This window comes from Arhodomonas sp. SL1 (genome assembly GCF_052060015.1).
Taxonomy (GTDB): Bacteria; Pseudomonadota; Gammaproteobacteria; order Nitrococcales; family Nitrococcaceae; genus Arhodomonas.
This window is the reverse complement of the sequence record NZ_JBPODZ010000001.1, coordinates 364488-379000: the sequence shown is the minus strand read 5'-3', so window position 1 is coordinate 379000 and position 14513 is coordinate 364488. Positions and strand designations below refer to the sequence as shown.

The 14513-nt window shown below is 69.0% G+C and carries 13 protein-coding genes; 3 read left to right on the top strand and 10 right to left on the bottom strand.

The window, feature by feature from the left end; all coding sequences use genetic code 11:
- Positions 1 to 16: 16 nt before the first annotated feature.
- From ACQ754_RS01790 to leuC, 6 genes are all read right to left on the bottom strand, one after another.
- Complete coding sequence (locus ACQ754_RS01790; RefSeq protein WP_440995267.1) at positions 17 to 715, bottom strand: hypothetical protein; 699 nt, start codon at positions 713 to 715, stop codon at positions 17 to 19.
- Entirely contained in the window at positions 666 to 3173 is a 2508-nt protein-coding gene (locus ACQ754_RS01785) for a FimV/HubP family polar landmark protein (protein WP_440995266.1), read from the bottom strand. Before ACQ754_RS01785 ends, ACQ754_RS01790 begins: the two co-directional genes overlap by 50 nt.
- Positions 3174 to 3328: 155 nt before the next feature.
- The gene (asd, locus tag ACQ754_RS01780) at positions 3329 to 4444 is read right to left on the bottom strand and encodes an aspartate-semialdehyde dehydrogenase (protein ID WP_440995265.1); all 1116 of its coding nucleotides are present in this window, start codon (positions 4442 to 4444) and stop codon (positions 3329 to 3331) included.
- A gap of 74 nt (positions 4445 to 4518) precedes the next feature.
- Complete coding sequence (gene leuB, locus ACQ754_RS01775; protein WP_440995264.1) at positions 4519 to 5601, bottom strand: 3-isopropylmalate dehydrogenase; 1083 nt, start codon at positions 5599 to 5601, stop codon at positions 4519 to 4521.
- 113 nt (positions 5602 to 5714) lie between these two features.
- Positions 5715 to 6371, bottom strand: a complete 657-nt coding sequence (leuD, locus tag ACQ754_RS01770) for a 3-isopropylmalate dehydratase small subunit (protein WP_440995263.1) — start codon at positions 6369 to 6371, stop codon at positions 5715 to 5717.
- A 2-nt stretch (positions 6372 to 6373) separates the two neighbouring features.
- Positions 6374 to 7777 carry a 3-isopropylmalate dehydratase large subunit gene (leuC, locus tag ACQ754_RS01765; RefSeq protein ID WP_440995262.1) on the bottom strand — a complete coding sequence of 468 codons (1404 nt, stop codon included), beginning with the start codon at positions 7775 to 7777 and terminating at the stop codon, positions 6374 to 6376.
- A gap of 100 nt (positions 7778 to 7877) precedes the next feature.
- On the opposite strand from leuC, the gene ACQ754_RS01760 reads away from it, so the two are divergent.
- The gene (locus ACQ754_RS01760) at positions 7878 to 8756 is read left to right on the top strand and encodes a LysR family transcriptional regulator (protein ID WP_440995261.1); all 879 of its coding nucleotides are present in this window, start codon (positions 7878 to 7880) and stop codon (positions 8754 to 8756) included.
- A gap of 3 nt (positions 8757 to 8759) precedes the next feature.
- On the opposite strand, the gene aroC is transcribed toward ACQ754_RS01760, so the two are convergent.
- Together aroC and prmB are read right to left on the bottom strand one after the other, a co-directional pair.
- Positions 8760 to 9866, bottom strand: a complete 1107-nt coding sequence (gene aroC, locus ACQ754_RS01755; protein ID WP_440995260.1) for a chorismate synthase — start codon at positions 9864 to 9866, stop codon at positions 8760 to 8762.
- A 22-nt stretch (positions 9867 to 9888) separates the two neighbouring features.
- On the bottom strand, positions 9889 to 10827 hold the full coding sequence (gene prmB / locus ACQ754_RS01750; RefSeq protein WP_440995259.1) for a 50S ribosomal protein L3 N(5)-glutamine methyltransferase: 939 nt from the start codon (positions 10825 to 10827) through the stop codon (positions 9889 to 9891).
- 101 nt (positions 10828 to 10928) lie between these two features.
- On the opposite strand from prmB, the gene asd (ACQ754_RS01745) reads away from it, so the two are divergent.
- The gene (gene asd / locus ACQ754_RS01745; protein ID WP_440995258.1) at positions 10929 to 11801 is read left to right on the top strand and encodes an archaetidylserine decarboxylase; all 873 of its coding nucleotides are present in this window, start codon (positions 10929 to 10931) and stop codon (positions 11799 to 11801) included.
- A 5-nt stretch (positions 11802 to 11806) separates the two neighbouring features.
- Here asd (ACQ754_RS01745) and epmA read toward each other — a convergent pair whose 3' ends face one another.
- On the bottom strand, positions 11807 to 12775 hold the full coding sequence (gene epmA, locus ACQ754_RS01740; RefSeq protein WP_440995257.1) for an EF-P lysine aminoacylase EpmA: 969 nt from the start codon (positions 12773 to 12775) through the stop codon (positions 11807 to 11809).
- 3 nt (positions 12776 to 12778) lie between these two features.
- Entirely contained in the window at positions 12779 to 13348 is a 570-nt protein-coding gene (gene efp / locus ACQ754_RS01735) for an elongation factor P (RefSeq protein ID WP_440995256.1), read from the bottom strand.
- A 121-nt stretch (positions 13349 to 13469) separates the two neighbouring features.
- Here efp and epmB point away from each other — a divergent pair, with 121 nt between their 5' ends.
- Positions 13470 to 14510, top strand: coding sequence for an EF-P beta-lysylation protein EpmB (gene epmB, locus ACQ754_RS01730; protein WP_440995255.1), 1041 nt, complete (start codon positions 13470 to 13472; stop codon positions 14508 to 14510).
- Positions 14511 to 14513 lie beyond the last annotated feature (3 nt).

Here is a 14513-nt window from a genome sequence, read left to right as displayed (position 1 = left end):
TGCCACTGTGGCCGGTTCAGATCAGGAACAGTGCCCCCAGGATCACCGATGGTACCAGCCACTGGCCCGGCCGCGGCGAGCGGGTCCGCGGCATCCGCAGGGAGGGCAGCGGATCGTGCTCGGCGCGGTGAAGGGCATGGTCCAGGGGGGCGGCCACCGCGACGGCGACGCGACGCAGGCGGGATCCCTCAGCGGCGGGCCGGGGTAGACTCCCCAACTCCGAGAGGCAGTCAAAGACCAGCACCAGACGGGTGGCGAACGAGCGTACCGGCAGGCGCAGATGCTGCAACGGGGCGAGCAACCAGAACAGGCCCGCCGCCGCCCGCTCGCGACGCAGGCCACCGAGGAAACGCCGCGCCCCGAGGGCCATGACCATCAGGATCAAGGCACGCCGCGCCCCCTCTCCCAGGCCCTGCAGGTCCGGCCACCATCCGGTGTCGGCCCCGCTGAACCAGCCATAGAAGAACACGATGGAAGCGAGCAGGTAGCGAAGCCGCCAGGCCACGCGAGCCAGGTCGGCCAGCGCCCCGCCGAACCCCGCTGGGGCGAGGCCAAGGCAGAGACCGCTGATCATCACGGCCCCCCAACCACCGCCGGTCATCGCCACCGCCATCACCACCAGCACGACGATGCGAACGGAGGGATGCAGGCGGCGCCGTTGGCGTTCAACCCACCTGAGCGCGTAGGTTCTGCGCCTTGCGACGCTGCTCGTCATCCCCTTCCTCGATGACCTCCTCGAGCAGGGAATGCGCCCCTTCGGGATCCCCCATGTCGACGTAGGCCTGGGCCAGATCGAGTTTGGTCGCCACCGCGTCGTCCGGATCGAACTCGTCCCATTCGCCGCCGGCGCCGGTGGCGCCCTCGAGGGGTGGCATCGCCGTCCCGGCTGATTCGGGTTGCTCCGCGCCGGTGGTATCCGCCGGGGCGGGGAGATCGAAATCCAGTCCCGGCATATCCGGAACCGTGCTCTCCTCGCCCTCTGCCCCCTGCTCGGGTTCGAAGCCGACATCGAACTCCAGCGGCGCGAAGCCTTCCGTCGATGCCGCTTCGGTCTCCACTTCGGCGGACCCGCCTGCCGCCGCGACACGGGTCTGGCCTTCATCGGGCTCGAGCTCGAAGTCGAAATCCGTCAATGGCTCGACACCCTCGCCTGCCGGGGGCGTCGCCGAGGGACCTTCCTCCCGGGCCTCGCCGGTGCCCGCAGGGCTTGCCTCCGGTTCGCTCTCCTCGGCCGGCTCCGAGGCGCCAGCTTGCGGCGTCCCGGACTCCCGCCCCGTTACCTCGAAATCCGGCAGGGACTCGAATTCCCCGGCAGGTTCCCGCTTTTCCTCCTCCTGCGCCCCCTCATCGGTTACGGGCGCAGTCGCGATGGAGCCGGCAGTGGCCGCTTCAGCATCGGACCCTGTCGCCGGCGTCCCCGCGGCGTCGCTAGCGGGAGCTGTGAACAACGGATTGCCCGGCGCGACATCCCGCCCCAGGGCCACGACGCGTTGCCATTCCACATCGTCGGTAGACTCGATCTGGGTGTGGAACACCTGCGCCTCGGACTCGAAGCCCGTGCGATCCCCCCGTCGCGCCAGCACCTCGAGCAGCTTCAATCGCAACCGGCGGTTATCGGGCTGCTCACCAAGGGCGCGGTCCAGCACTTCCTGGGCACGCTCATAGCGGCCGTACGCGAGGAAGAAGTCCGCTTGCTCCGCCGGATCCCCCTCTTCCTCGACCACTTCATCGCTGCGCCCGCCGGCGCTGCTACGCCGGCTGCGCTGGGCCTCGACGGCGGGGTTGGCCGGCACCGGGGCGGCCTCGCTCTCGAGGCGACGGCGACGCATCACCAGCAGCAGGAGCAGCAGGAGCAAGGCCAATCCCCCGGCCCCCGCTATGGGGAGACGGTTGGCACGGACCGTCACGAGCAGGCTATCGAGGATGGCGCCGACCCGGCCGGCAACGCTGGTCGCGGCCTCCCCGGCGCCCGCCGCTGATTCCGCCTCCTCGATCGCGGCACCGGTCTCCTCGGTACCGGCCTCCGAGGCGGCGCCGTCCGTCGTGGTGTCGGCCCCGCCGTCGTCCGCCGCCATGGTCAGGCCGGCGGCGACCTCGAGGTCGATGGCCCGTTCCAGCTCCTCCAGGCGATCGCGCAGCCCCGAGAGCTGATCGCGTAGCTCCGCGTTCTCGGAGCGCAGGCTGGCGTTCTCCTCCTCGCTCGCCGCCAGCGCCATCTGCAAACGCTCCACGTTCTCCTCGGTGGCCTCCAGCGATGCCGCGGAGAGATCGCCCGCCGTGTCACCCCCTGGCTCCAGCTCCGGGGTCACCACCCGCAGCTCACCGCCGGCTTGCCCCGCCGCCTCGGAGGTCTGCTGCGCCGTGTCACCCTCGCCCCCGGCATTACCCTGGGCGTCCCCGGTATCCGCTGCGCCCTCGGCCACCTGCCCGTTGCGCCACTGTTCCATCTGAGCGGCGAAGGCCTCGCGGGCCTCCGCATCGCTCATGCGCGTCGCCGCGGCGGTATCCGGCGCCTCCAGGACGGCCCCGCGGCGCAGGCCGTTCACGTTGCCATCCAGGAAGGCTTCCGGGTTATCGCGCAGCAACGCCATCACTGTCTGGTGCACCGTGGCATCTGGCGGTCGCAGGGTCCCGGCGATCTCCCAAAGGGTATCCCCGGCACCCACCGGCCCGTAACTGTCAGGGGTGTCCCGACCCTCCCGCGGCGAATCCGCCGCCGTTTCGCCCCCTTGTGCGGCCACCGCGCCCGCATCCGACGGCGAGGTCTCATGATCGGAGTACGTCGGCGGGTCCAGCAGGACGGTGAACTGGCGCACCAGCGAGCCCTGGGGCCATTCCATGGAGACGAGGAAATCCAGGAAGGGCTCCTGGATGGGGCGGTCGCTGGAGACATGGATGAACGGCCTGCCGCCGTTTCCCGGCGCCAGGGAGAACTCCAGCTCGGTGAGGTAGAACGGGCGCGGGACCCCACTGCGCTCGAATTGCTCGGGGCTGGCCAGGCCCACCTCGACCCGCTCCAGTGGGACCTCCCCCAGCGAAACCACCGGGATACGCGCCTCCAGCGGCTCGTTCAGAGCGGATTCGGTTTCCAGGTCCCCCAGTCCCACCGCCGCCAGGCTGGTCCAGGCCCCGGCAAGGGTGAGCAGCGTCGCGATCGCGATTGTACGGCGCATAATAATCCTTATTTTGGGCGTACGGCTTCCCGCCAGCGGCCCACGACGTTCTTTGTCGGTAACCTAGCCGCTTACCCGCACAGGCCGCAATATTCCATCGCCGGATTGTGACACCGGACACGCCGTGGGCGGACCTACGGTCCGCCCACGGCATATCAGCGCTCTACTAGGATGCGAAGCATGCGCCGCAGTGGTTCCGCCGCCCCCCACAGCAGCTGGTCGCCCACGGTGAAGGCCGAGAGGTAGCTGTTCCCCATGGCGAGCTTGCGCAGCCGTCCCACCGGCGTCCGCAGCGTGCCCGATACCGCCGCCGGTGTGAGCTCCTGCTTGCTCGCCTCCGGCTCGTTCGGTACCACCGATGCCCATTCGTTCGCCTCAGCGATCATCGCCTCGATCTCATCGAGGGGCACATCCCGTGTGAGCTTAATGGTCAGCGCCTGGGCATGGGAGCGCATGGCGCCGATGCGCACACAGATGCCGTCGATGGGGATGGGATGATCGGAGCGACCCAGGATCTTGTTGGTCTCGACCTGGGCCTTCCACTCCTCCTTGCTCTGGCCCGAAGGCATGGCCTTGTCGATCCAGGGGATCAGGCTGCCGGCCAGCGGCACCCCGAAATGCTCGGCGGGATAGCCGTCTCCGGTCAGTGCCTCGTTGACGCGGCGGTCGATCTCCAGGATGGCACTCGCCGGGTCCGCCAGGACATCGGCCGCGGCGTCACGGAGATACCCCATCTGGGCGACGAGCTCGCGCATGTTCTGGGCGCCCGCGCCGGAGGCGGCCTGGTAGGTCATGGGGCTGATCCACTCGATAACCCCTTCCCGGAACAGCCCCGCGAGCCCCATGAGCATCAGGCTCACGGTGCAGTTGCCACCAACGAAGGTGCGGGTACCACCGCTGAGGCCGTCGCGGATGACATTCATGTTCACCGGGTCCAGGACCACGATACTGTCATCGGCCATGCGCAGCGTGGAGGCGGCATCAATCCAGTAGCCGTCCCAGCCGGCCTCGCGCAGCGGCTCGTAGACAGCATCGGTGAAATCCCCGCCCTGGGTGGTGACGATGACATCCATGGCCTTCAGTGCCTCGATGTCGCGCGCGTCCTGCAGCGGCGCCGCCCCTTTGCCCACGTCCGGGCCCGGCTGCCCGGCCTGTGAGGTCGAGAAGAACACCGGCTCGGGGATGTCGGCGAAATCGCCCTCGGCGCGCATGCGCTGCATGAGCACCGAGCCCACCATGCCACGCCAGCCGACGAATCCGATTCGCTTCATGTCTACCTCTGAGTCAGTAATTGAACCCTACCCTCCATGATACATGCCGCGCCCGCAGGGGTCTCACCCGAGTATCAGCCGGCCTCACCCAGCGCGGCCACCACGGCATCGCCCATGGCGGTCGTGCCTACCTCGCGCATGCCGGGCCGGCGGATATCCGGCGTGCCGAGCCCTTGGTCCAGCACCTTCCCCACCGCGCCCTCGACGCGCTCGGCGAGCACGCCCTCCCCGAGGCTGTAGCGCAGCAGCATTGCCAGCGAAAGGATGGTGGCCAATGGGTTGGCCTTGCCCTGGCCGGCGATATCCGGCGCGGAACCATGGACCGGCTCATACAGACCCTGGGAGGACTCGTTGAGCGAGGCGGATGGCAGCATGCCGATGGAGCCGGTGAGCATGGCGGCGCAGTCGGAGAGGATGTCGCCGAACATGTTCCCGGTGACCACGACGTCGAACTGTTTCGGCGCACGCACCAGCTGCATGGCGGCGTTGTCCACGTACATGTGCTCCAGCGTGATCCCTGGGTAGTCGCCGGCCAGGCGGGTCACCGTCTCCCGCCAGAGCTCGCTGACCTCGAGCACGTTGGCCTTGTCCACCGAGGTCACCCGACCCTGGCGCTTGCCGGCGATGTCGAAGGCCAGGCGGGCGATGCGCTCAACCTCCGGCTCACTGTAGACCAGGGTATTGTAGCCTCGCCGGACACCGTCCACCGTATCGATACCCCGGGGCTCACCGAAGTAGATCCCGCCGGTCAACTCCCGGACGATGAGGATATCCAGCCCGGCCACCACCTCGGGCTTGAGCGCCGAGGCATCGGCGAGCTGGGGGTAGAGAATGGCCGGGCGGAGATTGCCGAACAGCCCCAGCTCGGCGCGAATGGCGAGTAGCCCGCGCTCGGGGCGCAGGTGTCGCTCCAGCGCGTCCCAGCGGGGGCCGCCCACGGCACCGAGGAGGACCGCGTCCGCCTGCCGGGCCAGCGCCAGGGTCTGCTCCGGCAGTGACGTCCCTTCGGCATCAGTGGCCGCCCCGCCGATCAACGCCTGCTCGGTCTCCACATCAAGGCCGAAGTCGGCGCGCAGGGCCTGCAGCACCTTCTCCGCCTCCGCGACGATCTCCGGGCCGATACCATCCCCGGGCAGGATCAGGATCTTCTTCGTCACTGTTCAACACCTTGCGCGAGCCACCGATAAAAGCTGAGCAACCAGCATACCGGCGGATGGACGGGGAACACGCATGAGGCGCTGCCGACGCCGCGCCCCGTGTTCATCTGTGGCTATCCGTGGCCTGCGTCGCTACTAAAGAGCCAGGGCGCTTCGCGGGTACGCCGGGCCTCGTAGGCCCGAATCTCGTCGGCATGCTCCAGGGTCATGCCGATCTCGTCGAGCCCCTGCAGCAGGGCATGCTTGCGGAAGGCGTCGATCTCGAAAGTAAAGCATTCGCCAGAGGGCGTCGTAACGGTCTGCGACGGCAGGTCCACGGTCAAGCGATACCCCTCCTGCGCCTCTGTTTCCTCGAACAGCTTCTGAACGATTTCCTCTGTAAGAACAACGGGAAGGATCCCGTTCTTCGTGCAGTTATTGAAGAAGATATCAGCGAAGCTCGGGGCGATGATCACCCGGAAACCATAGTCCAGCAGCGCCCAGGGGGCGTGTTCCCGGGAGCTGCCGCAGCCGAAGTTGCGCCGGGCCAGCAGGATGCTCGCCCCCTGATACCGGGGCCGGTTGAGCACGAAGTCCGGATTCAGTGGGCGTTGGCTGTTGTCCTGCCCCGGCTCGCCGTGGTCGAGGTAGCGCCACTCGTCGAACAAATTCGGGCCGAAGCCGGTGCGCTTGATGGACTTCAGGAACTGCTTGGGAATGATCGCGTCGGTATCCACGTTGGCCCGGTCCAGGGGCGCGACGATGCCGTCGATACGCTCTAGGGGCTCCATGATCACAGGCTCCTGACGTCGGTGAAATGCCCGGTCACCGCGGCGGCGGCGGCCATCGCCGGACTGACCAGATGGGTGCGGCCGCCCTGGCCCTGGCGACCCTCGAAGTTGCGGTTGGAGGTAGCGGCACAGCGCTCCCCCGGCTCCAGGCGATCCGCGTTCATCGCCAGACACATCGAGCAGCCGGGCTCGCGCCACTCGAACCCGGCCTCGCGAAAGACGCGATCCAGGCCCTCGGCCTCGGCCTGGGCCTTCACCGGCCCGGAACCAGGGACCACCATCGCCAGGCGGATGCCCTCCGCCACCCTGCGGCCCCGAACCACCTCGGCGGCGGCCCGCAGGTCCTCGATCCGCGAGTTGGTGCAGGAACCGATGAACACCTTGTCCGGCCGGATGGACTCGATGGGGATCCCGGGCTCCAAGCCCATGTACTGCAGCGCCCGCGCCACGCCCTCCCGGCGACTGTCGTCGGGCTCGTCCGCCGGATCCGGCACCCGGCCACCCACCGGGGCCACCATCTCCGGCGACGTCCCCCAACTCACCTGGGGCCGGATATCCGCGGCATCGATGGTGACCACCCGGTCGAACTCCGCGTCCGGATCCGAGTGCAGCGTCCGCCACCAGCTCTCCGCCTGCTCCCAGTGCTCACCCCGCGGGGTGAAGGGGCGCCCGCGGAGATAATCGATGGTGGTGTCATCCACCGCCACCATGCCGCAGCGCGCCCCGGCCTCGATGGACATGTTGCACACGGTCATCCGCCCCTCCATGGACAACGCCCGGATCGCCTCGCCACCGAACTCAATGGCGTGCCCGGTACCCCCGGCGGTGCCGATGACCCCGATGACATGGAGGATGATGTCCTTGGCGGTGACCCCTTTACCCACCTCCCCATCCACACGGACCAGCATCCGCCGGCTCTTGGCCTGGATCAGGGTCTGAGTGGCGAGCACGTGCTCCACCTCCGAGGTACCGATGCCGAAGGCGAGCGCGCCGAAGGCACCGTGGGTGGAAGTGTGGGAGTCGCCACAGACCACGGTCATGCCGGGCTGGGTCGCGCCCTGCTCGGGGCCGATGACATGCACGATCCCCTGGCGGGGGTCGTTCATGGGGAACTCGGTGATCCCATACTCCGCGCAGTTGCTGTCCAGCGTCTCCACCTGCAGCCGGGACACCGGGTCGTCGATGCCGGCGCTGCGGTCCGTGGTGGGCACGTTGTGGTCGGCCACGGCCAGGTTGGCATCCGTGCGCCAGGGCCGGCGCCCGGCCAGGCGCAGCCCCTCGAAGGCCTGCGGCGAGGTCACCTCGTGGAGCAGGTGCCGGTCGATATACAGGAGCGCCGTGCCGTCGTCGTTCTCGCGTACGACATGGGCATCCCACAGCTTGTCATAGAGCGTGCGGCCCGCCATCGGAAATCTCTCCGTATCGGTGATGGATTGAGTCTAGGGGCGAACCAAGAATAAAATCAATTCATCCTATTTATCTGATAGATTCCTACCAAGAATACCAATGGATACCCAGAGCCTCGCCGCATTCCTCACCGTCGCCGAGCAGGCATCCTTCTCCCGGGCCGCCGACGCCCTGGAGCTCACCCAGCCGGCGGTGAGCAAGCGCATAGCCAATCTGGAAGGTCGAATCGGCGCCCGCCTGTTCGACCGCATCGGCCGCCGCGTTCGCCTCACCGAAGCCGGAGAGACCCTGTTGCCAAAAGCCCGGCAGCTCCTGGTGCTGATGGACGATACCCGCCGGGCCCTGGCCAATCTGGATCATCGCGTCGGCGGGAACCTGACCCTGGCGACCAGCCACCACGTGGGACTGCACCGCATGCCGTCGGTGCTCCGCGCGTTCACCCACCGCTATCCCGATGTGGCCCTGGATCTGCGCTTCCTGGACTCGGAACAGGCCTACCAGGGGGTGCTCGACGGCGCCCTGGAGCTGGCCGTGGTCACTTTGGCACCGGAACCGGATCCGCAGCTTGCCGTGGTCCGCGTGTGGCGGGACCAACTGCGCTTCGTGTGCGGTCACGACCATCCACTGGCGAGGCGGGAAGGGCTGTCCCTGGCGGAGCTGGCCCGGCACCCGGCGGTGTTGCCCGGCAGCCGCACCTTCACCCGGGGGCTGGTCACCGACCGCTTCGCCCGGCGCGGCCTCCGTCCCAACGTGGGTCTCGCAACCAACTACCTGGAAACGCTGAAGATGATGGCGGCGATCGGCCTCGGCTGGAGCGTGCTTCCGGAGACCCTGGTGGACGGGGAGCTGGTGGTGCTCCGGGTGGACGAGCCCCCCATCGAGCGCCCCCTGGGCTATCTCTTCCACCGGGAGCGTACCCTCTCCAACGCGGCCCAGGCACTGATCGGCGAGCTGGATTCAGCGGCCGATCCCGCCTGAGCGTTAGCGAGGGCCGGCCGTCCCGGGGATGCGTGGCCCTTCCGCGGCGACATCGGCGTTCTGACCACGGTGGCGCAGATAGTGGTCCATCAGGGTGAGTCCCATCATCGCCTCGGCGATGGGCGTCGCCCGGATCCCCACGCAGGGATCATGGCGGCCGGTGGTCACCACTTCTTCGGGCTCGCCGTGGCGATCCACCGAGCGGCCAGGGATGCGGATGCTGGAGGTGGGTTTCAGCGCGATGCGGGCCACCACCGCTTGGCCGGTGGAGATACCGCCAAGCACGCCCCCGGCGCTGTTGGAGAGGAATCCATCCGACGTCATCTCGTCGCGGTGCTCCGAGCCCTTCTGTGTCACCGCGGCGAAGCCGTCGCCGATCTCCACGCCCTTGACCGCATTGATGCCCATCAGCGCACGCGCGAGCTCCGCGTCGAGGCGGTCGAAGACCGGCTCGCCGAGCCCCGCCGGCACGCCCTCGGCGATTACCGTCACCGCAGCGCCCACCGAATCCCCCTCCCGGCGGAGGCGGTCCATGTAGGCCTCCAGCTCCGGGATCCATTCCGGTGCGGCGCAGAAGAACGGGTTGGCCTCCACCGCGGCCCAATCCTCGAGGGGAAGCTCGAAGGGTCCCAGGGCGGAGAGGTAGCCGCGGATACGGATACCCAGGCGTTCGGCGAGGTACTTCCTGGCGATGGACCCCGCCGCCACCCGCATCGCGGTCTCCCGGGCGGAGGCGCGGCCACCACCGCGGTAATCGCGTACCCCGTACTTGCGGTGATAGGTGTAGTCGGCATGGCCCGGGCGGAAGCTATCCTTGATCTTGGAGTAGTCCCGCGAGCGCTGATCGGCGTTCTCGATGACCAGGCCGATGGGGGTACCGGTGGTCACCCCCTCGAAGACCCCGGAGAGGATCCGCACCTCGTCGGGTTCCCGGCGCTGCGAAGTATGGCGGGAACGCCCCGGGGCCCGTCGCTCCAAGTCCCGCTGCAGGTCGCTCTCGGCCAGCGCCAGCCCCGGCGGGCAGCCGTCGACCACCGCCCCCAGGGCAGCCCCGTGCGACTCGCCGAAGGTGGTTACGGTGAAGAGTTTTCCGAAGGTATTCCCGGACATTGGGCCACTGTTCTCCGGTGATTTATAGGACGGGTTGGGCGCCGGGCTCCTCGCCCAACGCCGAACGCAGCGACCCCGCGTCAACGAGAAACACCCCGGTGCCGCCACGTTCCAGCTCCACCCAGGTCAGCGGCAGCTGCGGATAGGCCGCCTCCATCGCCGGCGCGCTATGGCCCACCTCGCAGGCGAGCACCCCATCCGGGGTCAGCCGCAGTACCGCCTCCCGGAGCAGGCGATGGACGAAGGCGAGGCCGTCGTCACCGCCGGCCAGGGCATCGGCCGGCTCGTGATGGTACTCCGGGGGCAGCGCCGACATCCCCTCGGCATCCACATACGGGGGATTCGCGACGATGAGCTGGTAGCGCGGCTCCGCCGGTGTCGCCGCCAGCAGGTCGGAATGCATCGTATGAACCCGGCCGCTGACCCCGTGACGGTCCGTATTGATGCGTGCCACGGCCAATGCGTCGGCGGAGATGTCGAGGGCGTCCACCTCCGCGACCGGGAAGGCCAGGGCGCAGGCGACGGCGATGCAACCGCTGCCGGTGCCGACGTCGGCAACGCGCTCCACCGCGTCCGGATCGAGCCACGGCGTGAAACCCGCTTCGATGAGCTCGGCAAACGGCGAGCGCGGGATCAGCACCCGCTCGTCCACATAGAACGGCAGCCCGGCAAACCACGCGGTGTGGGTGATATAGGGGGCCGGCAGGCGGCGGTCGATGCGGGCACGCAGGTGCGCGAGCACCGCCGTCTTCTCCACCTGGGTGAGACGACAGTGCAGATAGGCATCGTGCAGTCCGGGGCTCAGGTGCAGGGCATCGAGCACCAACGCCGCCGCTTCATCGATGGCATTGTCGGTGCCATGGCCGTAGCACAGGCCCGCGGCCTCGAAACGGCTCGCGCCCCAGCGGATGAAATCGGCTATGGTGACAAGCTCTGCCGGCACACGGCCCGGATCCGTCATGACGCCCTCCTGACAACGCCCGCGATGGTACCCGAAGGCCGACCGCCCTGTCCCCCTCCCGGTGCTTCCCCGAGGCGGCGAATACCGGGATAATGCCGGCCATGATCGCCCCCCGTGCCGCCAGCACTGCAGACCGGCTGAAGTCCCTGCTGCTGTATCCCCTGCCGCACCACGGCCTCTCCCGGCTCGTCGGGCGGATCACCCGGATCCGAACCGGCTGGGTGAAGGGGGCGATGATCCGCGCGTTCGTGCGGATCTTCCGCGTGGACCTCTCCGATGCGGAGGCCCAACGGCCAGGGGACTGGCGGGACTTCAACGGCTTCTTCACCCGCGCGCTGCGGCCCGGGGCCCGTCCCCTCGCGACCGAGCCGGATACGGTGCTGTCCCCGGTGGATGGCACCTTGAGCGCCGCCGCGACGGTGCAGGCCGGCCAGCTCATCCAGGCCAAGGGCCGCCGGTTCAGCCTGATCACGCTGCTCGGCGGGGACCCGTCGCTGGCAGAGACGTTCCGGGATGGCGCCTTCGCCACCCTCTATCTATCCCCGCGGGACTACCACCGGGTTCACATGCCCGAGGCGGGCCGTCCGCTGCGGATGATCCATGTCCCGGGCCGCCTGTTCAGCGTCGCCCCCCATACGGTCCGGGCGGTGCCGGGACTGTTCGCCCGCAACGAGCGCGTGGTCTGCCTGTTTCAGGGACAGCGGGGGCCCTTCGCCATGGTGCTGGTCGGCGCCATCTGCGTCGCCAGCATCGAGACGGTCTGGCACGGGGTGATCACGCCGCCGGCAGGCCGGCGGGTACGTGCCTGGGAGTATCGCGCTGCCACGCCCCTAGCCCGCGGCGCGGAGATGGGCCGGTTCAACATGGGCTCCACGGTGATCCTGCTCTATCCCCGGGGTGGCGCCGCCTGGCGGGGCGATCTGGACAGCGGCGCGCGGCTGCGTATGGGCGAGGCGCTGGGTCGGCGCGGCTGAGTCATTCAGGCCCGCTCCACCGGGAAGGCCATCACCTCATCGATGCGCTCGGCCCCGAGGGCGACCATAAACAGCCGGTCGAGGCCCAGGGCCACCCCGGCACAGTCCGGGAGCCCGGCCTCCAGGGCCGCCAGCAGGCGCTCGTCCACCGCCGGCACAGGGAGCCCCGCGGCGGCGCGACGGGTGCGGTCCTCCTCGAAGCGTGCGCGTTGCTCCGTGGGATCAGCCAGCTCGTGGAAGCCGTTGGCGATCTCCATACCGTCGACGAAGACCTCGAATCGCTCGGCGACCCGGGGATCCTCGGGGGACAGCCGCGCCAGCGCGGCCTGGGAGGCGGGATAGTCCGTCAGGACGGTGATCTCCCCGCGCCCCAGCGCCGGTATCACGCGGATGCCCAGCAGGGCGTCCAGCACCCCGTCGCGGTCCAGGGCAGTGGCGTCCAGGCCGCTGAGCTCCCGCCGCGCGAGGGCACGGAGCTCCGCGGTGTCCGCGCTGAGCGGGTCAACAGCCAGGGCATCCCGGAACGCGTTGGCGTAGGTGTAGCGGCGCACCGGGCGCTGACCGGCGATCTCGGTCACCAGAGCGGTCACCTCGTCCGTAAGTCGGTGGTGATCGAAGCCCGGCCGGTACCACTCCAGCAGCGTGAACTCCGGGTTGTGCAGCCGCCCCCGCTCTGCGGCGCGAAACGCCGGGGTGATGGCGTAGATCGGGCCCATGCCGGCGGCCAGTAAACGCTTCATGGCGTACTCCGGGGAGGTCTGGAGCCACAGGCGGGCCCCATCGGGGGCCCCCGGGACGTCCCCGGATACCGCCAGCCCCTGCAGGGCGGGGTCGGTCACGGTGGCCGCGGAGAGGCAGGGCGGATGCACCTCCTCGACCCCCCGGTCGGCGAAGAACCGGCGCACCGCGGCGGTGAGCCGGGCACGCCGGCGGAGGTTCGCCACCGGCGCGCTGGGGGCCCAGTGGCCGCTCAAGGGCTACTCCTTGGCGCGGGAGATGTAACTGCCGTTGCGGGTATCGACCTTCAACAGCTCGCCTTCCTCGATGAACAGCGGCACCTGGACCACGGCACCGGTCTCCAGAGTGGCCGGCTTGTTGCCGCCGCTGGAGGTGTCCCCGCGCAGGCCGGGGTCGGTCTGCACCACCTTGAGGGTCACGTGGGGCGGCGGCTCCACCGACAGCGGCGCGCCGTTGTACAGCGTGACACTGCAGACGTCCTGCTCCTTCAGCCACTTCGCCGCATCGCCCACCGCGGCCTCGTTGGCCGCCTGCTGCTCGAAGGTCTCCGGGTCCATGAAGTACCAGAACTCGCCGTCGGTGTAGAGGTACTGCATCTCCGTCTCTACGACATCGGCCGCCTCCACGCTGTCGCCGGACTTGAAGGTACGGTCGATGACCTTGCCGGTCTTGAGATTGCGGACCTTGACCCGATTGAAGGCCTGCCCCTTGCCCGGCTTGACGAACTCGTTATCGACGATGACGTAGGGGTCGCCGTCGAGCATGATCTTGAGACCGGACTTGAAATGGTTGGTGGTGTAGCTGGCCATGGCAAACCCCGGATGATTGGCGCCCACTCGTTGCAGGGCGGTGAACCGATACCGCGGGTACGCTACCATTCCCCCGCGACGGACGCCGCGAATGCTAACGGAAAACTCCCTACGATAGAACATGACAGCCCCGCAGAGCAGCACCCCCGTACACCCCGAGACGCCACAATGGCAACGCGCCCTCGCCGAGGCCATTCGCGACCCCCGGGAGCTCCTCGCGGAACTGGATCTGCCGGGGTCGCTGCTCGAGGGCGCGTCCGCGGGTGCGGCCCAGTTCCCGCTGCGCGTGCCCCGTGCCTACCTCCGCCGGATGCGCCGCGGCGACCCGGACGACCCGCTGCTGCGCCAGGTCCTGCCCCTGGCGGCCGAGACGCGGCAAGCCCCCGGCTACGTCGATGACCCGGTGGGCGAACATGCGGCGCTGCGTGCCGGCGGCGTGATCCACAAATACCGGGGCCGGGCGCTGATCGTCACCACCGGCGCCTGTGGGATCCACTGTCGCTACTGCTTCCGCCGCGCCTTCCCCTACACCGATCACCAGGCGGCCCCCGGCGGCTGGCGCGGGGCGCTGGCCACCCTGGACGGCGATCCGAGCATCGAAGAGGTCATCCTGAGCGGCGGCGATCCCCTGAGCCTCGCCGACCGTCGCCTCTCCGCGCTCGTCGAGGGCCTCGCCGGCATCCCCCACCTCCGCCGCCTCCGGATTCACAGCCGGTTGCCGGTGGTGCTACCCGAGCGCATCACCCCCGCGCTGCTGGACTGGCTGGTCGGGACCCGGCTACAGCCGGTGATGGTCATCCACGCCAATCATCCAGCGGAGCTCGAGGACGACGAGGTGGCCAGCGCCGTGGCGATGCTGCGCCGCCATGGCGTCACTGTGCTCAATCAGGCGGTGTTGCTGCGTGGCGTCAATGACGACCCCATCACACTGGCGGGCCTGTCCGAGAAACTCTTTGCCCACGGGGTGCTACCCTACTACCTGCACCTGCTGGACCCGGTACGGGGCGCCGGCCACTTCGACGTTCCCGAGGCGGTCGCGGCCGGGCTGATGCGGGAAGTCAGTGCCCGCCTCCCCGGCTATCTCGTACCGAGGTTGGTGCGGGAGATTCCGGACCGGCCGGCGAAGACATGGCTCGCGTGGGATACCAGCGAGGCCAACTGAAGG

Excerpts from the sequence above, each read along its gene's own strand:
- asd (WP_440995258.1), top strand. The coding sequence starts at position 10,929 with ATGATCGCCCCCCGTGCCGCCAGCACTGCAGACCGGCTGAAGTCCCTG.
- prmB (WP_440995259.1), bottom strand. The coding sequence starts at position 10,827 with ATGACGGATCCGGGCCGTGTGCCGGCAGAGCTTGTCACCATAGCCGAT.
- ACQ754_RS01785 (WP_440995266.1), bottom strand. The coding sequence starts at position 3,173 with ATGCGCCGTACAATCGCGATCGCGACGCTGCTCACCCTTGCCGGGGCC.
- efp (WP_440995256.1), bottom strand. The coding sequence starts at position 13,348 with ATGGCCAGCTACACCACCAACCATTTCAAGTCCGGTCTCAAGATCATG.
- leuD (WP_440995263.1), bottom strand. The coding sequence starts at position 6,371 with ATGGAGCCCCTAGAGCGTATCGACGGCATCGTCGCGCCCCTGGACCGG.
- ACQ754_RS01790 (WP_440995267.1), bottom strand. The coding sequence starts at position 715 with ATGACGAGCAGCGTCGCAAGGCGCAGAACCTACGCGCTCAGGTGGGTT.
- ACQ754_RS01760 (WP_440995261.1), top strand. The coding sequence starts at position 7,878 with ATGGATACCCAGAGCCTCGCCGCATTCCTCACCGTCGCCGAGCAGGCA.
- aroC (WP_440995260.1), bottom strand. The coding sequence starts at position 9,866 with ATGTCCGGGAATACCTTCGGAAAACTCTTCACCGTAACCACCTTCGGC.
- asd (WP_440995265.1), bottom strand. The coding sequence starts at position 4,444 with ATGAAGCGAATCGGATTCGTCGGCTGGCGTGGCATGGTGGGCTCGGTG.
- epmB (WP_440995255.1), top strand. The coding sequence starts at position 13,470 with ATGACAGCCCCGCAGAGCAGCACCCCCGTACACCCCGAGACGCCACAA.
- leuC (WP_440995262.1), bottom strand. The coding sequence starts at position 7,777 with ATGGCGGGCCGCACGCTCTATGACAAGCTGTGGGATGCCCATGTCGTA.